Source organism: Robertmurraya korlensis NBRC 107688 (assembly GCF_001591645.1).
Taxonomy (GTDB): Bacteria; Bacillota; Bacilli; order Bacillales; family Cytobacillaceae; genus Robertmurraya_A.
The window spans coordinates 29678-52286 of sequence record NZ_BCVH01000008.1 but is presented as its reverse complement, the minus strand read 5'-3'; the positions used below and the strand labels follow the sequence as shown (position 1 = coordinate 52286).

Here is a 22609-nt window from a genome sequence, read left to right as displayed (position 1 = left end):
ATTTTTACTACTTTGTAATAGGCAGCCTAAATAACCGATCGTCACCTTCTCTCGGATTCCCTCTACCATCACGGTTATTGGTTATGGAATATAGGGATTGATCCTCAATAAAAATATCCCGCAGTCTACCGGCACCTTCAAATACTGTATCCACTTCCGTACCAGATAGATTTACGACTCGAATACTCTCCCCACGTAAGGTCGCTACGTATATATTCCCATTATGAATTTCAATTCCGGATGGAGCCCATGTTTCTTCTCCTGTTTGAAATAATGGAGAAACCATATTTGAAGCTTTTTCGTCTCCTTCAATCACGGGCCACCCATAGTTCTTCCCCACGTCAATTTGATTAATCTCATCATGCGCCGACTGACCATGCTCCGAACTATATAATTTCCCACGATTATCCCAAGCCAACCCTTGAGGATTTCTATGTCCATATGAATAAACGTAGGAGTTAGTGATTGGATTATCCTCTGGTATCGAACCGTCTAATTCCATACGCAAGATTTTCCCTGCTAAGCTACTTATGTTTTGTGCATGATCAGGGTTTCCAGCATCGCCTGCTGTTGCATACAACATATCGTCCGGACCAATTTTTATTCTTCCACCGTTATGAATTCTTCCACCTGGAATTCCTTCAAGGAGAATGGAGGTTTCTTTCCATCTATCCTGAATAAGCTGGAGAACGACGATCCGATTGAATACTTCACCATTTTGTTGGTAGGTATGGTAAGCAAAAGCTTTCTGAGTGCTTTCAAAGTCTGGAGAAAGGATAAAACCTAAAAGTCCTCCTTCCCCAACATGTGAGACATCCTTTGTAACATCCACCTCTTGAATCGTTTTCGAACCATTTTCTCCGTTCACTTTAATGATATTGCCTGCCCGCTGGCTTAGATAAAAGGTATTATTATTCTTCGTAATATTCCAAGGGATATCTAAATCAGTCACCAATACCTCAGCTTGTCTGGCAACTGCTTCACTAGCCTCATTTTCATTTAAGCGTTCATTATCTCCTGAACACCCCGAAACAAAGACGATTGTCATTATAATAATCAGGAACTTTTTCACTGCTACCACCTCAATTTTTACTCTAAATAGAAGTTTAGCCATTTGTTTACAATAATAAAAATAATTTTTCTTATTTACATGACCATCCTGTCCAAATCACCGGCCCATTCGGACTCTAAATCGATCCCAAAGAAAATCCTACTATCAAATCAAATCAAATCAAATCTCTTTATTTATTCTTCTCCATCAGCTTCTTCACTGCCTCTTTCGGATCCCAGCAGTTGAATTGATAGGTTGGGTTTGTATCAAATCCTAATCGGGAGCATCGGTAAGTCACTTTCCCGTGCACTTTTTTTATTTCATAATTCACACACGTCGCACAGCAATGGAAATTCTTCACGTGTTTCTCCTCCTTCAATCGGATTCTTTTATTATAATAATAAGTGTAATTACAGTAGATTCCTAGAGTAAGGAGCGTATTCCATTGAAACTCATTTCTATTTGTCCAAGTAATACCGAAATTGTCGCTTATTTAGGATTAACTTCCTCGCTAGTTGGAGTTGATAATTATTCTGATTGGCCAGAGGATATGAAAGAATTACCTAGATTAGGGCCCGATCTCAATATAAATATGGATAAGGTCGAAGAATTACAGCCTGATCTGGTGTTGGCCTCTCTCACTGTCCCTGGGATGGAACGCAATATTGAAGAATTAGAGAAACGCAACATTCCATATGTAGTCGTGCCTAATCCAACAACCCTACAAGAGGTGGCTGATTCCTTATTGTTTGTAGGAAAAGCAACAAACTCTATAGAAAAAGCAACCTTAGTATACGATAAGTTTACCTCTATCATCAGAGACTACAAAACGCTGAGCCAGAAGGTTGGAGTTCCGAAAAATATTTACTGGGAGTGGTGGGCGAAACCAGTATTCACCCCGGGAGCAAGCAACTGGTTAACGGAAATCAGTGAGCTAGCTGGGGGAGAAAATATTTTTTCAGACCGCAAAGAAGCGAGTGTGCAAACGGATTGGGACGAAGTTCGAAGAAAAAATCCTGATGTCATTTCCGTAGTTTGGGTCGGAGTACAAAAAGAGAAAGTGAACCCTAAGGTAATCCTTAAAAGACCTGAATGGGATCAAATGGAGGCAATCAAAAACCATCAATTATACATATTGGATGAACCATTGTTTTGTAGACCTTCTCCTAGGTTACTCTTAGGTTTAGCAAAAATTGCTTCTCTTCTTCATCCAGAGATTTATCCTACTTTCAATGAGAAAAGTGATCCATTGATGGATAGTAACAAATAACAAAAAGGCCATTGTCCCAAAACGGACAATGGTCTTCTAATTAGCTCAATCATTTTGTTAAAGGAATAATCCTACCGTAGTTGCTGTTAATACAGAAGCTAAAGTAGCCGCCAGTAACATTTTTAGTCCAAAGCTAGCCACAACACCAGCTTTTTCACCATTTATCGCTTGAATGGAACCAGAAATGATTCCAATTGAACTAAAGTTAGCAAATGAGACTAGGAAGGTTGATATGATTCCGACCGTACGATCCCCTAGTTCAGGAATCAATGTTTGGAATTCAAGCATAGCAACGAACTCATTTGTGGCAAGTTTAATTCCCATAATGGAACCTGCCGTTAAGATTTCACTTGCTGGAATCCCCATCATGAAAGCAACTGGCGCAAATACATATCCTAGAATCTCAGTTAAGGAAATGCCGATTAATCCTGATAAAGCTGCATTAATTAAAGCCATTAGGCCCACATAGGCAACCAACATCGCTGCCACAATTAACGCAACTCTTCCTCCGTCAATCGCGCCCACACTGATTGCTTCAAAAATCGATTTTGATTGGGAAACTTCTTTTAAGTTGATCTCTTCATCTTCTCCTGATTGGATAGGAGCTACAATCGTAGCAATAATCAGAGCCGAAAAAGCATTTAAAATCATGGCCACTAGGACATATTGTGCTGGAATCATACTCATATAAGCACCCATAATACTTGCACTCACACTCGCCATGGCACTTGTTGATACGATGAACAACTTATTATTGTTCATTTTATCTAAATGTGCTTTTATTGCTAGCAAGGATTCACTTTGACCAAAGAAAATAGAGTTTACAGAATTAAACGTCACTACCTTAGATAGGCCGGTAATTTTTGAAATAGCTCCACCTATGTATTTGATTGCTAAAGGTAAAATCTTAATATGCGTTAGAATAGATAATAGAGTGGATGTGAAAATAATCAACATCAAAACATTGATAAAAAATACAGATGTGTCTTTAGGAACTAATCCGCCTGTGACAAAATTTATCCCTTCATACCCATAAGTTAATACTTGTGTAACGAAGTTTGAAACGACTTCAACAATTTTTAAGCCAACAACCGTCTTAAACATCACAATTGTGATCGTAATTTGAAGTGCAAACATAATTACGATTGCTCTAAAGTTAACCCCCTTCTTATCATTTGATAAAAGGTAGGCCAACCCAAGTGTGAGGATGATGCCTAAAATGCCAATAATGATACTCATACTGTTCTCTCCTTAGATGCATTACAAAGTTACTTTCTACTATTATGCCTTCTTTTAAACAATAACTTTTCCATTTTAACGAATTACGTTTTGCTTTTCTAGTACCATTCATTTATTTATAATTTTCCCAAAAGTAAAACAATGCTACCCAGGAAGCATTATTAATAATGCAACCCTGATAGCATTGTTTCTTATCAGGTTCCACAGTATGTTCGATAAGGAAGACCAGATGAATCTGGAAGTTTGCAATATTCTTCCTGTACGGAAGTATAATTGTAAGGATTCGCTAAAGCCTCGAGTAAATTATCCATTACAGAATAGTCTTCTTGCTGAGCAGCCTCAAGTGCTTCTTCTACCCGATGGTTCCTTGGTATCACAGAAGGGTTGTTTTTACGCATTAATTCGAGTACGGCTTCCTTTGATTGCTCCTGCCTAGCCAGTCTCTCCTGCCACCGCTTATACCAGTCGTTAAATTCCGTCGTTCCTTGAAGGACGGACTCCTCATGTGCTTCACGGGTTAACGCTCTAAAGGTATTTGTATAATCCGCTTTATATTGCTTCATGACGCTCAGCAAATCATGAACCAGATTTTCATCCTGCTCTTCTGCATTAAATATCCCTAATTTTCCTCTCATACCTTCTAGCCAATATCCCTTCGCTAATGCAGGATACTCAGAAATTGCATCTTGAGCAATTTTAACTGCCTCTTCATCGTTGTCGTGAAGTAAATCCAACAACGATTCAGCAAACCTTGATAAGTTCCAACCGCCTATTCCTGGCTGGTTTCCATACGCATAACGACCTTGGACATCTATTGAGCTAAAAACTGTTTCCGGATCATAAATGTCCATAAATGCGCATGGACCGTAGTCGATTGTTTCCCCACTAATCGTCATATTGTCTGTATTCATAACACCATGAATAAATCCTACAAGCTGCCACTGGGAAATCAATTTCGCTTGCTGGTTGATAACCGCTTTTAAAAAGGAAAGATATTTATCCTCATGATCCGCAATATCTGGGTAATGACGGGTAATCGCATAATCAGCTAGTGCTCGAGAGTCTTCAACAGTTCCCCATTTCGCGGCATATTGGAATGTACCAACACGGATATGACTGGCAGCTACACGAGTCAAAATAGCACCAGGCAGGTTGGTTTCCCGGATGACCGGCTGACCTGTTGATACGACGGCTAAGCTACGTGTCGTAGGGATCCCAAGTGCATACATCGCCTCACTAATGATATATTCCCGAAGCATCGGACCAAGTGCTGCGCGACCATCTCCCCCACGAGAATATGGTGTTCTCCCAGGTCCCTTAAGTTGGATATCCAAACGTTCACCATTAGGTGTTATATGTTCACCGATTAGAATAGCTCGGCCATCCCCAAGCATGTTGAAATGTCCAAATTGATGCCCCGCATATGCTTGGGCAATAGGCGAGGCACCTGCTGGAATTTCATTTCCAGAAAAAGTTTTTACGGCCTCTTCAGATTGCAGAGCATCTACATTTAATCCAAGTGACTTTGCCAATGATTCATTGAACTTAACCATTTCAGGTGATCTTACAGGGGTAGGATTTGTATTCGAATAAAAGGTCTCTGGAAGGTTGGTATAGCTGTTATCGAAGTTCCAACCAAATTCATTTGTTTTTGTCATCGTATCTTTCACTTCTTTCAGCTTTTATAAATTGTATTGCGTCCGTTTTGTTCACACAGCAAATAACCCTTTTTTAATGTCCAACTTCTTTGCTTTTATTATACCTTTCCCGTTTATTCAGGGAAAAGCAATAAGAATATTTGACCTGAACCTTAACAAACTATAAACGTAAAAAACAATATAGAAGCAGAAAGGAAAACAGATGAGAAGAGTTCTATTTGGTTTGCTTATTTGTTTGTTTATGACCACTCCCTCAAACTTTGCAATCGCGAGTGTTCAAGAGGCAAGTACTACACCTCAAAAGCAAGGTCAGCACATTCTTATGACTAAGGAGCAATTCAAGGATTGGTTACAAAAAAATACTTTCCATCGAAAAATTAATCTAATTCAACAGCATCATACATGGGCTCCAGCTTATAAACGATTCAATGGCTCCAATCACTTCCTTTTGCTTCAGGGAATGGAGAATTACCATAAGACCAACATGCATTGGAAAACCATTGCGCAGAATATAACCACATTCCCTGATGGAAGAATAGCCGTGTCCAGACCCTTTGATATGGCTCCTGATGGCTCGATTGGAGCAAAGGCAAATTCCGTTGGTATCGCCATTGAAAATGTAGGTAATTTTGATAAAGGGCAAGATGTGATGACCGCCGAACAAAAGGAAACAATTGTGTATATTACAGCCCTGCTTTGCTTGAAATTCGACCTCACACCATCTGTGGACACCATCACCTATCATCATTGGTGGAATTACAAAACGGGGCAAAGGGTACTTGATCAGGCGAAAAGCTATGAGGTGAAATCTTGTCCAGGAACGAATTTTTTTGGTGGCAATACGACCACCGCTGCTAGAACGTATTTTTATCCACTTGTGTCTCAAAAGATGGAGGAGCTTCGAATAAAATAAAAAATAGGTTGGTGAATTCTTTACCAACCTACTTTCCTATCTCATGAAACTGCTTGTTTCTTTAATTCTACCTCTCTATACTCATGTTTCCCAATAATTCCAGCTTCCCGATCCTTCTTTTCTAGTTCTAAAGCTTTCGGCACTGACAACCAATACGCTAATCCAATACTGATTACACCAGCACTTAGCTTCCCAATAATAATGGGAAGTATTAATGTCGGTTGGAAATTCGCAGTAAAAGAGAGATGATCCCCTAACAGAAATGCTGCGCATACGGCAAACGAAATATTGATTACTTTGTCTTTTGGTGACATCGTACGAACGAGTTTGAACATCGCTAAAATATTAGCAATTGTCGCAACCAGTCCTGCACTTCCTTCTTTACTTAATCCTATTTTTCTTCCCATCGCTTCCAACTGGTTCCCTGCATATTTTTGTAATAGATAGACCATTGGGAATGCCCCAGCTAGCATAATTCCAATATAACCTGCAGTCTCAAGTGCTCGAAACTGGTCATCTGCATCAGCCATGATTGGATGGAAGCCCCATGAGCCGAATACCTTTGAGAAAAGACCTGTGAATATCTCCACAATCGAGAACACTAACACCAGTTTAATTCCTGCATCCATGATCCTTCCGAACCACATAAATCCTTTAATCATTACGTCTGGTAAAAAGTATAATCCAGCTGCTAAAACAACAACAAAAATAATCAGAGGAGATAAATTAGCAAATATTTCTAAATAGCTGATCGTAAATTCATAGGTAGAATCGGTGGTTGTTGAGATGGCGTCTCTAATTTTCGAATTCGTTATCACCACTAATACACTTGAAATAAATGCACCAATCGGAATCGTTAAAATACCTGACATCACACCTAAAGCCATATATTTATGGTCACGTTTATCTAGCATAGCTAAACCCATGGGAATTGAGAATACGATGGTTGCTCCTGCCATAAATCCAACAATCATTGCCATGATCCAGCCTTCATAGGAGGTCGCTAGCTCTTGTGCTAATTGATATCCTCCCATGTCAGTAGCAAGAATCGCGGTGGCGGCTATTGCTGGGTCGGCTCCTATTGTTGCAAAGAATGGGCCACATACCTTGTTAATAAACCAAGATAGATAAGGAATAGAGGCCATGATTCCCGCTGCTGGAACAAAAATATGTCCAACAGCATGTAAGCCTTCCATAAATTGTTGCCCTAATCCTTGCTCACTGTTTTTAATCGCTGCAAACGCTCCTAAAATGGCACATGCCATAATAATATAAATGACGATTTCTCCAACCATGACCATTCTTTTTTCCCCCTTTAATAGAATATCAATTTACACAACTAGGCTTACTCCACTCGCTTTTTGCTCGAGCATCTTATTAACCAAGGTTCCGATATGAGCGGCCGCTTCAATTGGTGGTGTTCCACGTCGATGAATATTGGATATCACCATTCTTTCCGATTCCTTCATTCCTTTTCGCGGGCGATAACACATATAGGCACTAAGGGAATGAGCACATACAAGCCCTGGTCTTTCTCCGATTAATAAGATAAAGGCTTCCGGATTAAGAATTTCCCCTATCGCATCCATACAAGCTACCCTTCCCCCTTTTACAAAGAATGGGGTCCCGACCTCAATTTGATATAAAGAGAGAGAATCCAACAGAGCGGGATACACATCCAGTAAATTCTCATTGATTGCACTAGCACTTAAACCGTCCGAGATAACAATTTGCACTTGAGGGTTTCGTACACAACGTTCACTAATGAGCTGTTCACCTTCTACTGATAAAACTCTTCCTTTATCCGGTCTTTTTAAATACTCTTCTTTTGTTCCATAGCATGTTTCTACGGCAAAAAGGTTAAATTCTTGTAATAGCTCTGAAGAAACCTCCCCATACACGGCATCAACTGCAGCTGCATGATCAATCCGAAACGATAAGAAGTCCTTTGTTAACGGTCTTGTACCCGTCCGGCCAACTCCAATTCTAGCGGGAGTAAATTTCCTTAACCCTTCCAACTGATGATTTTCCATTTCTGTCACCTCACTTTTATACGTTTTGTAAGAAAAATGTCGGATCTCCCGCTAGCTGGGTTAGCTTTCCATTTTCCATTAATCCAATATTCTCTAACCAACACTTAAACTCCGGTGCTGGGTCTAAGCGTAAAACGCTTCGTAATGTCGCGATATCGTGATAGCTTAAGGACTGATAATTGAGCATACAATCATCCGCCATCGGAACACCTATAACAAAATTCACCCCAGCCGTCCCTAATAAGGTACTCAACGTATCCATATCATTTTGGTCTGCGTTCATATGGTTCGTATAACAAACGTCTACTCCCATTGGAAGACCGTGCATTTTTCCCATAAAGTGATCCTCTAGACCAGCCCGTATCACCTGCTTGCTGTCATATAGATACTCTGGGCCAATAAAGCCGACGACCGTATTCACAATAAAAGGACTGAACTTTCTTGCGAGACCATAGCATCTGGCTTCTAAAGTCACTTGATCTATATCAAAATGAGCATCAGAAGAAAGTTCAGAGCCTTGACCGGTTTCAAAATACCAGCGATTTGGACCGGTTGCTGTTCCTTTTTCGTTAATCATTGCTGTAGCCTCATCAAGCATGGAAAGGGAGATTCCAAAGGATTCATTTCCTGCTTGAGTACCAGCAAGACTTTGAAAAATCAAATCGGCCGGTGCTCCTTTTTCAATGGCACGCATTTGACTTGTGACATGGGATAAAACACAGTTCTGAGTAGGAATTTGAAAGTGATCAATCACCTTCTTTGTTTCATGTAATAAAGCTGAGATATTTTCCGTTGTATCTATCACTGGATTAATTCCGATCACCGCATCACCAATTCCAAAGCTTAATGCCTCATATAAGGATGCCGTCATCCCCTTTAGGTGGTCGGACGGATGATTCGGCTGAGCTCTTGAAGCTAGTACGCCTTGTTGGCCAATTTTTGTTTGACAATGGGTAATAATCTTTATTTTTGAAGCGGCTTGAATTAAGTCCAAGTTAGACATAATCTTTGCTACTGCAGCGATCATCTCACTAGTTAACCCGCTGCCCAATGTGAGCAAATCCTTGCCCATCTGATCATCACTCAAGATATATTCTCGTAAATCCGCTACGGTCCAATTCTTTACAACCTGATATACCTCTTCATTCACATTGTTTTCAATGAGCTGTGAGACATCATCTGTATCAGGATCTACTAAAGGAGTATTCCGAATGTCGGAAAGGAGAATATCAGCTAGGACGAGCTTAGCTGCCATTCTTTCCTTCATATTTTCGGCACTAATCCCGGCTAGATCATCCCCAGAACGGCTTTCATTAGCTTTTGCCATGATTTCTTTTAAGCTATGAAACTCATAGGTGAGCCCATATAATCTTGTTTTTCTATACATGCTTCCTTCCTCCTCATTATCCAAAAGCTAGAGTTTTCACCGATAGAGAGATCGCTTCCCCCGCTGTACGAAAGCCTAAGTCAATATAATCTCCATGTAGAAAATCCACCTGATCGATACAGATAATTTGCATCCCTTCATGACTGGTTTTCTTTAAAGATTGACCGAGCGCCTTTCCAATATCACTTTCACAAATAACTACCAGACAAGTAGCGTTCGGAAAATGTTGGTGAAAGAGTTGACAGATTGTACTTGTCATAGACTTCATTGTTTGGTACGAGCAGTAATCCATTCCTAACAAACCGAGAGCAAATGGTGGATCCTCCACTTCATAAAGCCTTCTCGCTTGTTTGATTACTTCATCTAGCTGGTTAGTAAAAGCTACGGCATTAAATTCTAGCGTATCTACCATGATTCGTACGATTGGGAGATTTTTTATCGGTAACAGGTCCTCTTGAACAAAGACGGTCGCCCCACTTATCTCCGTATTTTGCATTCCTGCTCCAATTACGGTTGCTCGGGTTGTTTCCTTCGCATTAATCAGATGGAATCCTGACAACTTACTTACCTTCAATAAGGTAGAAGCAAGCAAAGGGCCAATATCACCAAACGTTGTAACCTCATTTATTTGACTGGGTTCTTTCCCAGCCATCATGTGCCCCACCCCACCGGAAAAAATGATTTCTTTAATGAGTGGAAGGGGTTTATCTATTGGTTCAACGAGTAACAAATCTGCATGATACTTTGGCTTACCAGAGAGAAAGGAAATCATGCTTTGATTCATACGTGTACAGAGTTCTTTCAGCTCATGAAATGTAATGCCCTTACCTGTCTGATGGGAAAGGCAGTTCGCTTCAAGCCAGGGCCTTACATATTCTGAAATGTACACGACTTCCTCTTGGTCATTTATTCGGATTAATCTCCCCCCTACATGAAACGTGAAGGTTTGAATGGCCCGACCCGCTTCAAACAGAGCAACATTGGCCGTTCCTCCCCCAATATCTACATTGGCAACAATTCCTTCGATTTCTTCTGAACGCACCTTTGCACCAGAACCTTTCCCAGCTAAAATTCCTTCTAGGTCTGCTCCTGCTGTGGCAACGACAAAATCTCCCGCTCGATCAGCTAAATAGTTAATAATTTTTTCCGCATTTTCTTTTCTCGCCGTTTCACCTGTAATAATGACAGCTCCTGCTTTCACATCCTTCATATGAATGCCAGATTGTTCATACTCCGTTGAAAGAATGGTTAACAAACTTTCCATATCGATGTCATGGTTGGATGTTAAGGGTGTTGTGTAGATGGAACTTGCATACACAACGGTACGGTCAATTATTTGAGACGTCGGTAAATGAAAAGGGCTCCCCTGTTCCGCAATGGATAGATGACTGACAATGAATTTTGTGGTACTTGTTCCTATATCAAGACCGATACTTGTGATCCAGTTTCCCAACTTCTCCACCCCCTTAAAATAAAAAGCACCTTAAATTAATTCCCATCTCTAAAAGAGATCGTAGAATTAATTCAAAGCGCCGTTGCTTTGGATGATTATTTACTTTTCTCTAGCACGTCCTTAGCTAACTTCGCTAATGGAATATGTTTCTCCATACTTTCTTTTTGCATATGGCGATAAGCCTGCTCCTCGGTACATTCTAGTTGTGCCATGAGAATCCCTTTTGCCTTCTCAATAAATTTACGGTCCTTCATTTGTTGCTCTAATCTCCCAATCTTCTTATGTAAAAGTAGATTTTGCTTTCGTTGAAACAGAGCGATTTCAACAGCAGGGATAAGATCTTTTTCTGTTACCGGTTTGACAATATAGGCATTGATGCCAACCTCTTTCGCCTGTTCAATCACCTCATCATGACTAAAAGCGGTAAGAAGAAGAATGGAGCAGCATGAGAATCCCTTAATAATAGAGGATGCCTTGATTCCATCCATTTTTGGCATTTTCACATCCATTACAATAAGGTCTGGATCCAAAGCGTACGCCTTTTCAACAGCTTCTTCCCCATTTCTCGCTTCTCCAACGACCATGTACCCTTTACCTTGAAGAGTCTCTTTAATATCAATTCTTGTAATGGGCTCATCATCCACTACAAGTATTTTTGATTGGTTCATTCCATCACCTTATCTCTAATCGGAAACATAATCGATACTTTTGTCCCTCGAGTGGAAGGGAAGAAAGATAGAACTCCGTCTAACTCTTCTTCGACTAACATTCTTACCAGCTGCAATCCTAAGGATGATGACTGTAAATCATTTGGCTGTACTGTCATTCCTGAGCCATTATCAGATACGATAAGATAGACCATCTGCTTTCTACTATTAATTGTAATTTCTATTCTCCCACTTTCTCGAGAATGGAAAGCATGCTTAATTCCATTTTGAATCAATTCATTAACAACAAGTGCAAGAGAGGTAGCCTTATCTGATGGTAAAAATAACGACTCCCCATGAACAAAAACTTGAATATTCTGTCCTGGAATAACAGAAGAAGAGACGAGTAGAGTACCAATTTGCCCCATTACAAATTTCACATCTACCTCTTCTAATCCATCCTTCGCTAAATAATTATGAACAAGCGCCATACTTGAAATTCGTGAGAGACTATCCTCAAACACTTCCCTAACCTCTTTTGATGAAGATCTTCTCATTTGTAGACGGAGTAAACTCGAGATAACCTGCAAGTTATTTTTTACTCTGTGGTGAATTTCTTGAATGACAAGAGACTGCACTAATTTTTGCCTTTCTTGACTATTGGTTGTTTCCATTAAGGACTTTACTTTGCGTTCATTTCGTATGGTTTCTGAAATGTCCCGTTCTTTTATTAATACAGCTATCGGTTTTCCATCACAATCAGTAATGGGAACGATATCCTGTTGCATGACGATGTTTTCCTGAGAGATTCCCCTTGAACCAATGACTGGTTTCCCATTTTTCAAGCAGAATAACACTCCTGGCTCTGCTTCCTCTAATGCCACCTGACCTAGCACACTTTCTTGATATAACGAAGGTGCAGTGTTTGGATTGGCTTCAGCCACCACAATGGCTGTCTTTCCCCCAGGCAATAAACAATCGATGAATACATCTGCTTGAGAAATATCCGCTATTACTTGGAGATTAGTAGACATGTTTTTTATTAACTCTTGTTGTTCATAGGTTAGATTTGTTACCTGTTCTAAGGCGAGACTCATTACCATGTCAGAATAAATCCTCTCTCTTTTTATTGTCCTTTTCTATAGAAACAACAATAACACCCTTTCCTTACACGACCAACAAAACTGTAAGAAATTCTAACAATCATTATTCAGATTCATAGAAGTTTTCTTACAAAGAAAAACAGAAACCTTACAAAAAGGTCTCTGTTTAAGTAAATTATCTTCCACTAATTTCATAAATCCTTACATTTCCAGATACCTCGTTCGCCACCAACAACAATGGCTTACCAGTTGGACTATCTTTTGCTTCAACCAAGCACAGTCCCTCTGGCGCAAGATCACCACTAGTGGATACATCTGTACCTGCGAAATCTCTTAAGTTAACATAGTCATAAAACTTTACATTTTGTACATTTGTGACGTCATACATCATAATGCCGCCCGTTCTTTCTAACCCGATAAATGCGAAGGTTTTGCCATTTACTTTCATCACTTTAATATCTTCTGGCTCTGGTCCTTTTTTCCCGCTGCGCGAATCTAGTTCTGTTTTATTGTTCGATGAATTAAAGGCCTTAGGATAAAGCTCTCCCGTTATCTTTTCAAAATCACTTCCACTATCATATACTTGCTCCATTGTATCTGCATCCCAAATGGAGAAGGAACGGCCACCGTATAGGTATGTTTGATCGGGATTAAGTCCGTCTCTTTCCGTATTCAATAGGGTATCGATTTTATAAGAGGTTCCTGGAAATCTAAATGACACTGTATCCTCATAATCAGCCCATTCTCTTCCATCACCTTCGTTGGCAGTAAAGATATACTGTTTGCCCCCGATTCTCTGCGAGGCTAGTCCATCAGGCATGTAGGTTCCATAGAGGTTTTGAGTGGTGAGATTTACTTGACCATCCTTTAATGCATCAAGAGCGTTTCCTTCTACATTATGATCCTTAAATCCAAGCCCTTTGACACTTACAATCTCTTGAGTTTTCAAATCGATTGTCGCTACCGAATTGGCCTCCTGTAAAGATACATATGCGTAGTGACTGTTATCAGAAACAGAAATGTACTCAGGCTCTAAGTCAATGGATGGTGTGGTATTCGGCTTCAATAACACTCCATTTTCTACAAGTGCTGCTCTTGCTTCTTTGGAGTCGAACTTGTCAAAACCAATCGTTTGACCCGTAGCTTTGTTTACACCCTTTTTTATATCAATGATAGTAATGGATCCTTTTGGGTCAGCTGCCTCTGCTGCAGCATATCCTTCTCGTGGCTCGCCTTCGTTGGCAGACAGTAGGTATTTATTGTCATGAGAGAAAGTGACCATATCAGGCTGCACTCCCGCCTCGAAATGACGAATGTACTTCCCATCATAATTCAGAATGACAATACTTCCATTATCCTTGTACGTTGCCCCCTGGACAGCAATCGCAATAATTTTTTCCTTCGTATTGATATCAATACTGGTAATATCACCGCTCGCAAATCCATTTTCTTTTCCCATAGCAGTAATATCCAGGCGCGTATCAATCTTAAATTCTGTTTTATTGTTTGAGGTCATATTAACCACGCTAACAATATCAACTGATTGTGCCGCCCCGTTTACAAGATACATTTTTTGATTGTCTTTATTGTATTTTACAATTTCTGCAATTCCACCATCTTTGTTGTTCATTCCGGTCTGGTAGTTTCCGATATAACTCAGTTTGCCGTTGACACTTTCTTCGTGAACAACGTTGCTTTTTGCAAAGACAGTTGGATTACTAAATGGTAGCGTTCCTGCTAATAGTCCCCCTGCCATTGCGAGTCCCAAAATTGCTTTTGACTTTACCATTATACTTACCTCCCAAATATAGGATTTGTTTCGGTTAATTCACTTATGTAGGACAATTCCACTCATTATTGTCGCAAATGCTAGAATCAACAAAAACCATGGTGAAGTAAATATTTGGTTAATGTTTGGTAAATGTTCAAATCTCCCATTCGAACTCTCCTTCGCCCAGATCATTGTTCCTTGTCCGAATAAAACCACTGTTATCTCGGTCACTCCCCTCCCTCGAATGAATACCCTATTACGAAAGGAGTGCGATTACTATGAACAACAACTATATTGGGATCATCATCCCGAAATCCACCTATGAACGCATGCCAGAGTTAAGTGGGAATGTATTAAGTATGTTTTCCATTTGGGAAGAGGCAGCCCGGAATCATGGCTTGAATATCTGTTATATTCGTTTTTTTGAGATCCAACCTGATAAAAAACTGGTAACTGGTTATGTCAAAGAGAACAGTGTCTATAAGTTAAAACAAATCCCTTCACCAAAAGTGATTTACTCGAGAGTTCTTGACCAGTTACCTGCTTACCGAGAACATGTAAAGTCTCTCATCCAGAACGAAATTTCCATATTCAATGTTCCAAACTTCGATGTAGAGAAATTCACTGTTCATAAAATCCTGAACCAAGACTCGTACATCCGAAAGCACTTACCTCAAACAGAACTATTTTCCATCGAGGACTTAAATAAGCTTGCGAGTAAATTTAACCGCCTTATTCTAAAAAAGAGCTACGGAGAATTTGGTGAAGGAACCATGAAGCTTGAACGAACACCTAAGGGGTGGGAACTTTCATATAAAACGAAGGGAGATAAAGAGCTAAAAAAAATACCTTTTCAGAAAACATTGCCTTCCATTTTACAAAAGCGCATCAAGCAGCATACGTATTTGATTCAGGAGCTGATCCCGCTGGCTACCTATAGCGGAAGACCATTTGATATGAGGGTCGCTGTCCAAAGAAATTCTAAAGGGGAATTTCAAGTATCTGGTATCATGTGTAAAGTGGCTCAAGATAACGATTTTCTGACGAATGGGGCTCAAGGTGGAACCACTTATTCTCTACAAAGTATCGCACACACCACTCATCCGCACATTCCTTATCAAACCCTAGTTAATACGATTAAGGATTTTTCCTTGTATGTAGCTAATTATCTCTCCAAACACTTTCCACATTTAGCTGACCTCGGTTTTGATCTCGGTGTAACGAAAAATGGGACTCCCTACTTTATCGAATGTAATTTTATTTCCGACTATGTTAGTGGCTTGTTTGAGGATGGGAAAATAATAAACGAAGAATGGGAAGCCGTCTTTAGCACCCCTATTGATTACGCGAATTTTTTACTAACCAAAAAAAGAGTCTGATAGAGATAACTCTCTAGTCAGACTCTTTTCCTTTTAAGATTAATTGGTTTACCGTGTTTTTGAACGATTTCCTCATGGAGGTTTTTAATAACACAGAGGTGTCTTCATCAACGATACCTTTCAGCAACTCCATCAAGGCTGAATGACTTGTTACATGGTGAATATTTGCTTTGCTCATGCCTAATTCAAAGGCCTTTTGACAAGCTGGAATCGTGTTTCTTCCAACCGCTATGAATCGATCAATCTTGTTTTTTACAACCAGCGCTCCCACCTTTTGGTGTTCAGACACTGAATACTCTCCTAACTCTTCAATTTCTCCAATGATCGCTACGGTTTTACGTCCTCCAGCTGTTTCTTTTAGAACCTCTAAAGCGGCCTCTATAGACGTAAGATTGGTATTCCAGGTATCATCTATCACTTGGCTTCCATTGAGACCTTTGTAAAACTGAAGATGGCTTTTTACATGTGTAAAGGTTTGTAATCTTTCTATAGCCTCTGGAATGCTCACTCCTACTAATGAGCATGCGATAATAGCCGCCATTGCATTGTATACATTATGCTTACCAAACCCAGGGACAAAGGCAGAATACTCCCCTTCTTTGCAAACAATTACGAAATTCATTCCATTTTTTTCTAAATTAAAAGTCACGGAATGAGCATAGTAATTAGCTGTTTTCTCCATTCCATAATAAATGACTTTTCCCGAAAAAGACTTAAGATCAATCCTTCTACAGTAAGGATTATCATGGTTTAGAATAATGGTTCCTTTTGGCCCTACTGCTTGAACCATCTTACTCTTTTCTTTTACATATGAATCTTGATGTTTAAATCCTTCAATATGATCAGTGCCGATGGTGGTAATAATCCCAATTTCCGGTCGGAAGTAACGGGCCGAATAAAGCAGTTGGTTAGGACCTGAAACCCCCATCTCGAATACAGCACTGTCAGTGGTATCATCGATTTCTAATAGATAATCTAAGTTTCTTCTTAACCCATTATGACTTAAATAGGTACTTACTACCTTTTGATCCTCAGCTAAGATTTTTGTAATCATTTCCTTGGTAGTCGTTTTTCCAGATGTGCCAGTCACCCCAATAACAGGAAGGGTAAACAAATTTCTATAAAAACTAATAAACTGGTAGTATGCCTTTTTTACATTTGGTACATAAACAATGGTTGTGTCACTACTAACATTTTTCAATAATCTAGGCGTGGAAGTAACGACCGTAATGGAGGTAACTTTGGTTGGCAAAGGCAACGTTTTTCCCTTTTTTAAAATAAAAACTAAAGAATGATCTGTTATTACATGTTCCCCGTACTTTGCCGAATTTTTTATTACTTGCGATCCTTTTCCGTGAATAACCTTTCCTTCTAAAACAGGAAGTAGTTGGTTTAAATGAAGATGTTTCATGATGTACCCACTCTCTTTTGTGGCTTTTGTTTATTCTATTGAAAAAGCTCATTTATGGTAAGGGCATTTAACCATTTTTCAATCCTTTGTATGAAACACATTCCTCCCCCCCTTTAAAAACATATACTGCTAGAAGAAATTTGTGTGAGATTGCTTGAAAAATGGAGGTGAAATATATGCATCATATTAAACCTTGTAATCAAACACAGTATACAATCACATTGTCTCCTGATTCTCCTTTGATCCCTGAACAACCAAACGTAAGCTTACTATTTGGTGTAAAGACAGCCGAGGTAAAAATAGAGGTTTCAGATTCGGTCGAAGGGTCGGAGATTCTATTGTCCGATCATCTTATCCATGAGCTACAAATCCCTTTGACCTGTTCTTACGACATCTTAGTAGGTGACCATTTCATTCGAATCGGTCCGTTTATAGGCATTCTTGCAGAGCTTACAGATAAAAAAGTCGAACAATTGCTTTTTACCTATAAGAGCTTCGTGAGAAGATATCAGCAAATAGGTGGAGCGATTCTTGTATTTTCCCTAGAAAGCATTCATATTGAGCAACAGACTATATCAGGTTTTTTGTATCAACCTGAACACAACTCATGGAAATACGGGACGTTCCCTTTCCCAGCATCTGTTATGACGATACTCGAGGCAAGCTTAACCTCAAAATATAAAGACTTTCATCAAAAAATAAACGTTCTAACATCAGTGTTAGGTCCTAAAGTATTTAACTACCCTCACTTTTCGAAATGGGAGATGCACAAGCTGCTCGTTCAAAAGTTGGGTCATGTGTTACCTGAAACGACTCTCTATCAAGAACCGGATGACATCACTGATATGCTAAAGCTCTATAAAAGTATTTATATAAAGCCCATTAACGGGAGATTAGGTAAACGTATTTTTAAAGTGGTACAAACAAACAAACACATTGCTGTCTATTTTTATGTAAACCGAAGGAAGCAGGTAAAAACCTTTTCTTCTCCTAAAGAAATGATGAGCTTTTTCCAGGCTAATCTTGTACCAAATGTGTATTTAATACAGCAGACCATTTCTTTAATGAAATTTGATGATAGGATCATCGACTTTCGAGTGATGATGATAAAAAATGAGTGGGGTATATGGGATAACCTTGGGATATATTCTAGATACGGTGCAAAGGGACAATTAGTAAGTAATATCACGGCAGGTGGTCAAACGGAACTGGCTTCCGATACTCTGAAAACCGTATGGAAGCTAGATTCAGAGAGTACCCAGGAAGTACTGCTAAAGATTGATAAATTAGTAAGAGAAGCACTGGAGCTTTTCGAACAACAAGGTTACCATCTCGCTAATATTGGCTTTGATATTGGAATGAATGAAAATGGGGCACTCTATATAATAGAAATCAACCATCAAAATCCAGATCCATATATCGCACTTAAGGCCAATAACAGCAGAGCGTTTTACCTGGCTCGCTATAAGAACATGATGTATGCGAAGCACTTAGAGGGATATTAATAATAAATGCTACTCAAATATGGGTAGCATTTTTTATTGATTGAAACCAAGTGATTTAGTCATATATGAAACCGATTAATAAAAGCGCTTGCAAAACTATAAAATCTAGAGTTATAATACTTGTATACAAGTATACTTGATTAACAGGAAGGTGTAATTATGACCGAATCTAAGGATTTTTTATATCCATCTAAATGGCTCTCAAAGGCTTCTGCTGGAGATCGTGTGACATGCGAGCTTAGAATGCGGATTATATCTGGTTTAATTGAAAGCGGTGCCATCATTTCTGAAAATAAATTAGCTTCAGATTTTGCTGTAAGTCGTTCACCTGTTCGGGAAGCGTTAAAAGTACTTGCATCGGAAAACATCATTCGACTAGAACGAATGGGTGCCGTTGTGATTGGGTTAACCGAAAAAGAAATAGAAGAAATATATGATGTTCGTCTACTTATTGAAACATTTGTTTTTGAACGATTAGTACGTATGGACGTGACTGAATTAGTTAAGGAACTTAGTAAAATACTTGAAATGATGAAAGTCGCTATTAAGTATCAGGATGCGGATGAATTCTCCTATCAGGATCTCCTATTTCATGAAACGATTATTCGTTCCATTAACCATTCGTACATGCTAATGATTTGGAGTAACCTAAGACCAGTTATGGAAAGCCTGATCCTATTATCGATGAGAGCTCGCTTTCAGGAAAAATACGAAGACTTTGACCGAATTATAAAAAATCACGAATTATATATAGAAGCCATCCAAACAAAAGAAAGAACCCTTATGGTTCAATCTTTACATCAAAATTTTGATGACGTTCAAGGGAAGGTTGATGATCTTTGGATGTCTCAACAAATGCTTTCTAAAGGAGTAGTGCAGGAAAATGACTAGCTATATGGTAGGTGTAGACATAGGAACAACCAGTACAAAAGCTGTTCTTTTTACTGAGAATGGCGATGTGATACAAACAGAGAATATTGGCTACCCTCTCTACACACCCAATATTTCAACAGCTGAACAAGACCCGGAAGAGATTTTTCAAGCAGTTTTGAAAGCTGTTTCTAGCATTACGAAGCAACACCCCCATAAAAACATATCATTTGTTTCATTCAGCAGTGCCATGCATAGCGTGATTGCTATCGATTCTGATGACCAGCCTCTAACAGCTTGTATTACATGGGCTGACAATCGCAGTGAAGCTTGGACGCATAAGATTAAAACGGAACTGAATGGTCATGAGGTGTATAAGCGTACTGGAACACCTCTTCACCCGATGTCACCATTAAGCAAAATGGCTTGGATCACCCATGATCGCCCTGAGATTGCAACAAAAGCAAAGAAATACATTGGTATTAAAGAATATATCTTTAAAAAATTATTTAACGAGTATGTTGTCGATTACTCCCTTGCTTCTGCCATGGGGATGATGAACCTTCAAACATTGGATTGGGACATGGAGGCCCTTTCGATTTCTGGTGTAACAAGAGATCAGTTATCTACATTAGTTCCCACTACTCAAACGTTTACGAACTGTGATTCAGCTTTAGCCAAGCAAATGGGAATCCACCCACAAACCCCTTTTGTGATTGGGGCAAGTGACGGAGTGCTTTCCAATCTAGGAGTAAACGCCATTCGCAAAGGTGAAATCGCTGTCACAATTGGTACAAGTGGGGCGATTCGTACAATTATAGATAAGCCACAAACTGATGAAAAAGGACGTATCTTTTGCTATGCATTAACCGAAAATCACTGGGTTATAGGTGGGCCAGTTAACAATGGCGGGATGATTCTTCGCTGGATTCGAGACGAGTTTGCTTCCTCAGAAATGGAAACTGCAAAAAGGCTTGGAATTGATCCGTACGAGGTATTAACGAAGATTGCAGAACGCGTCAGACCAGGTGCTGATGGCTTACTCTTTCACCCGTATCTAGCCGGTGAGCGGGCTCCTCTTTGGAATCCGGACGTCAGAGGATCATTCTTTGGCTTAACTCTCTCTCATAAAAAAGAGCATATGATTCGTGCCGCTTTAGAGGGCGTGATTTACAACCTTTACACCGTTTTCCTCGCTTTAATGGAATGCATGGAAGGGCCAGTTACTCGAATTCAAGCCACGGGAGGATTTGCAAGATCAGAGGTATGGCGTCAAATGATGTCCGATATCTTTGAATCGGAAGTAGTCGTTCCAGAAAGCTATGAAAGCTCGTGTTTAGGAGCATGTATTTTAGGCTTATACGCAACAGGGAAAATTGAATCATTTGAAATTGCATCTGAGATGATTGGCAGCACTTACCAACACACACCAAATGAAGACGCGGCAAAAGAATATAGACAGCTATTGCCGATTTTCATTAATTTATCAAGAGTACTAGAAAATGAATATAAGCAAATTGCTAATTATCAAAGAGGCTTAATAGAAAAATAAAAGATTTAGGGGGAAATACGATGCCATTAGTTATCGTTGGATTGGGAATTATAGCATTACTCATCTTGATTATGGGCTTTAAATTAAACACCTTTATTTCACTAATTATCGTATCATTTGGGGTTGCATTAGCACTAGGTATGCCACTAGAGGAAATTGTTAAAACCATTGAAGCAGGTTTAGGCGGAACACTTGGACATTTAGCGTTAATTTTTGGGCTTGGGGCCATGTTAGGTAAATTGATTGCAGATTCAGGTGGTGCACAACGAATTGCGATGACCCTCGTAAACAAGTTCGGCGAAAAAAATATTCAATGGGCTGTCGTTGCTGCTTCCTTCATTATCGGTGTAGCACTATTTTTTGAAGTAGGATTAGTTTTACTAATTCCGATTGTATTTGCGATTTCAAGAGAGTTAAAGATTTCTATTTTATATCTAGGAATTCCAATGACAGCAGCGTTATCCGTAACACACGGGTTCCTCCCTCCTCACCCAGGGCCAACTGTTATTGCTGGTGAGTATGGTGCAAACATTGGGGAAGTGTTACTTTATGGATTTATTATTTCGATTCCAACCGTTATTTTAGCTGGACCTGTATTTACTAAGATTGCAAAGAAGCTAGTTCCAGCATCATTCACTAAAACAGGTAATATCGCTTCACTAGGAGAACAAAAAACATTTAAGCTTGAAGATACACCTGCATTTGGAATCAGTGTGTTTACTGCTTTACTTCCTGTTATTTTAATGTCTATCGCTACGATTATTACTTTGCTGCAAAAAACAATGGGTTTTGAGGATAATAGTTTCCTAGCAGTCGTTCGTTTTATTGGTGACGCTGGTACATCTATGTTGATTTCCTTATTAGTTGCCGTTTATACAATGGGGGTAGCTAGAAAAATTCCAATCAAACACGTGATGGATTCTTGTACAACTGCTATCTCACATATTGGGATGATGCTTCTAATTATCGGGGGCGGCGGTGCCTTCAAACAAGTATTAATTAATGGTGGCGTTGGTGATTACGTAGCTGAATTGTTCAAGGGCACTTCTTTATCCCCAATTTTACTAGCATGGATCATCGCAGCGATCTTACGTATCTCCTTAGGATCAGCTACTGTGGCAGCATTAACAACAGCTGGATTAGTGATTCCGATGCTAGGTCAAACGGATGTAAACCTTGCATTAGTCGTACTGGCAACTGGTGCTGGTAGCTTAATTGCTTCCCATGTCAATGATGCTGGTTTCTGGATGTTCAAGGAGTATTTTGGTTTAAGCATGAAAGAAACATTTGCCACATGGACGTTACTTGAAACGATTATCTCTGTAGCGGGATTAGGGTTTATTTTATTACTAAGCTTGTTTGTATAA

At 39.5% G+C, this 22609-nt stretch carries 20 protein-coding genes; 7 read left to right on the top strand and 13 right to left on the bottom strand.

Annotated features, from left to right (window positions below; translation table 11 throughout):
* Nucleotides 1-7: 7 nt before the first annotated feature.
* Nucleotides 8-1072, bottom strand: a complete 1065-nt coding sequence (locus tag BKO01S_RS12450; protein WP_084362064.1) for a PQQ-dependent sugar dehydrogenase — start codon at nucleotides 1070-1072, stop codon at nucleotides 8-10.
* A 169-nt stretch (nucleotides 1073-1241) separates the two neighbouring features.
* Nucleotides 1242-1412 (bottom strand): hypothetical protein, encoded by a 171-nt coding sequence (locus BKO01S_RS24650; protein ID WP_198158809.1) that lies wholly within the window; start codon nucleotides 1410-1412, stop codon nucleotides 1242-1244.
* A gap of 84 nt (nucleotides 1413-1496) precedes the next feature.
* Between BKO01S_RS24650 and BKO01S_RS12445 the strand changes: the two genes are divergently transcribed.
* Nucleotides 1497-2321: a cobalamin-binding protein gene (locus BKO01S_RS12445; protein WP_066054205.1), complete on the top strand. Its 825-nt coding sequence runs from the start codon at nucleotides 1497-1499 to the stop codon at nucleotides 2319-2321.
* Between the two features lie 57 nt (nucleotides 2322-2378).
* Here BKO01S_RS12445 and BKO01S_RS12440 read toward each other — a convergent pair whose 3' ends face one another.
* The gene (locus tag BKO01S_RS12440; RefSeq protein ID WP_066054203.1) at nucleotides 2379-3560 is read right to left on the bottom strand and encodes a NupC/NupG family nucleoside CNT transporter; all 1182 of its coding nucleotides are present in this window, start codon (nucleotides 3558-3560) and stop codon (nucleotides 2379-2381) included.
* 194 nt (nucleotides 3561-3754) lie between these two features.
* Nucleotides 3755-5218 carry a protein adenylyltransferase SelO gene (locus tag BKO01S_RS12435; protein WP_066054199.1) on the bottom strand — a complete coding sequence of 488 codons (1464 nt, stop codon included), beginning with the start codon at nucleotides 5216-5218 and terminating at the stop codon, nucleotides 3755-3757.
* A 202-nt stretch (nucleotides 5219-5420) separates the two neighbouring features.
* On the opposite strand from BKO01S_RS12435, the gene BKO01S_RS12430 reads away from it, so the two are divergent.
* On the top strand, nucleotides 5421-6131 hold the full coding sequence (locus BKO01S_RS12430) for a peptidoglycan recognition protein family protein (protein WP_084362063.1): 711 nt from the start codon (nucleotides 5421-5423) through the stop codon (nucleotides 6129-6131).
* Nucleotides 6132-6172: 41 nt separating this feature from the next.
* On the opposite strand, the gene eutH is transcribed toward BKO01S_RS12430, so the two are convergent.
* The 8 genes from eutH to BKO01S_RS24390 all read right to left on the bottom strand — a co-directional run bounded on the left by eutH (nucleotide 6173) and on the right by BKO01S_RS24390 (nucleotide 14756).
* Nucleotides 6173-7432 (bottom strand): ethanolamine utilization protein EutH, encoded by a 1260-nt coding sequence (gene eutH, locus BKO01S_RS12425; protein ID WP_066054197.1) that lies wholly within the window; start codon nucleotides 7430-7432, stop codon nucleotides 6173-6175.
* A gap of 30 nt (nucleotides 7433-7462) precedes the next feature.
* Nucleotides 7463-8164 carry an ethanolamine ammonia-lyase subunit EutC gene (eutC, locus tag BKO01S_RS12420; protein WP_066054195.1) on the bottom strand — a complete coding sequence of 234 codons (702 nt, stop codon included), beginning with the start codon at nucleotides 8162-8164 and terminating at the stop codon, nucleotides 7463-7465.
* Between the two features lie 16 nt (nucleotides 8165-8180).
* Complete coding sequence (locus BKO01S_RS12415; RefSeq protein ID WP_066054193.1) at nucleotides 8181-9551, bottom strand: ethanolamine ammonia-lyase subunit EutB; 1371 nt, start codon at nucleotides 9549-9551, stop codon at nucleotides 8181-8183.
* Nucleotides 9552-9567: 16 nt separating this feature from the next.
* The gene (locus tag BKO01S_RS12410) at nucleotides 9568-11004 is read right to left on the bottom strand and encodes an ethanolamine ammonia-lyase reactivating factor EutA (RefSeq protein ID WP_066054191.1); all 1437 of its coding nucleotides are present in this window, start codon (nucleotides 11002-11004) and stop codon (nucleotides 9568-9570) included.
* Between the two features lie 95 nt (nucleotides 11005-11099).
* Entirely contained in the window at nucleotides 11100-11672 is a 573-nt protein-coding gene (locus BKO01S_RS12405; RefSeq protein WP_066054190.1) for an ANTAR domain-containing response regulator, read from the bottom strand.
* Nucleotides 11669-12754 carry a GAF domain-containing sensor histidine kinase gene (locus BKO01S_RS12400; protein WP_066054188.1) on the bottom strand — a complete coding sequence of 362 codons (1086 nt, stop codon included), beginning with the start codon at nucleotides 12752-12754 and terminating at the stop codon, nucleotides 11669-11671. The genes BKO01S_RS12405 and BKO01S_RS12400 overlap by 4 nt, the downstream gene beginning before the upstream one ends.
* Before the next feature lie 175 nt (nucleotides 12755-12929).
* On the bottom strand, nucleotides 12930-14543 hold the full coding sequence (locus tag BKO01S_RS12395) for a choice-of-anchor I family protein (protein ID WP_066054184.1): 1614 nt from the start codon (nucleotides 14541-14543) through the stop codon (nucleotides 12930-12932).
* Between the two features lie 39 nt (nucleotides 14544-14582).
* Nucleotides 14583-14756, bottom strand: coding sequence for a hypothetical protein (locus BKO01S_RS24390; RefSeq protein ID WP_157077364.1), 174 nt, complete (start codon nucleotides 14754-14756; stop codon nucleotides 14583-14585).
* Between the two features lie 47 nt (nucleotides 14757-14803).
* Between BKO01S_RS24390 and BKO01S_RS12390 the strand changes: the two genes are divergently transcribed.
* On the top strand, nucleotides 14804-15904 hold the full coding sequence (locus BKO01S_RS12390) for a YheC/YheD family endospore coat-associated protein (protein ID WP_066054182.1): 1101 nt from the start codon (nucleotides 14804-14806) through the stop codon (nucleotides 15902-15904).
* 13 nt (nucleotides 15905-15917) lie between these two features.
* Here BKO01S_RS12390 and BKO01S_RS12385 read toward each other — a convergent pair whose 3' ends face one another.
* On the bottom strand, nucleotides 15918-17315 hold the full coding sequence (locus tag BKO01S_RS12385; RefSeq protein ID WP_066054180.1) for a UDP-N-acetylmuramoyl-tripeptide--D-alanyl-D-alanine ligase: 1398 nt from the start codon (nucleotides 17313-17315) through the stop codon (nucleotides 15918-15920).
* A gap of 176 nt (nucleotides 17316-17491) precedes the next feature.
* Between BKO01S_RS12385 and BKO01S_RS12380 the strand changes: the two genes are divergently transcribed.
* The 4 genes from BKO01S_RS12380 (at nucleotide 17492) to BKO01S_RS12365 (ending at nucleotide 22609) form a co-directional block, all read left to right on the top strand.
* A complete protein-coding gene (locus BKO01S_RS12380) occupies nucleotides 17492-18820 on the top strand; it encodes a YheC/YheD family endospore coat-associated protein (protein WP_066054178.1) in 1329 nt (442 codons plus the stop codon).
* A gap of 159 nt (nucleotides 18821-18979) precedes the next feature.
* Nucleotides 18980-19711 carry a GntR family transcriptional regulator gene (locus BKO01S_RS12375; protein ID WP_066054175.1) on the top strand — a complete coding sequence of 244 codons (732 nt, stop codon included), beginning with the start codon at nucleotides 18980-18982 and terminating at the stop codon, nucleotides 19709-19711.
* The gene (gene gntK / locus BKO01S_RS12370) at nucleotides 19704-21242 is read left to right on the top strand and encodes a gluconokinase (RefSeq protein WP_066054173.1); all 1539 of its coding nucleotides are present in this window, start codon (nucleotides 19704-19706) and stop codon (nucleotides 21240-21242) included. Before BKO01S_RS12375 ends, gntK begins: the two co-directional genes overlap by 8 nt.
* Nucleotides 21243-21262: 20 nt before the next feature.
* Nucleotides 21263-22609, top strand: a complete 1347-nt coding sequence (locus tag BKO01S_RS12365) for a GntP family permease (protein WP_066054171.1) — start codon at nucleotides 21263-21265, stop codon at nucleotides 22607-22609.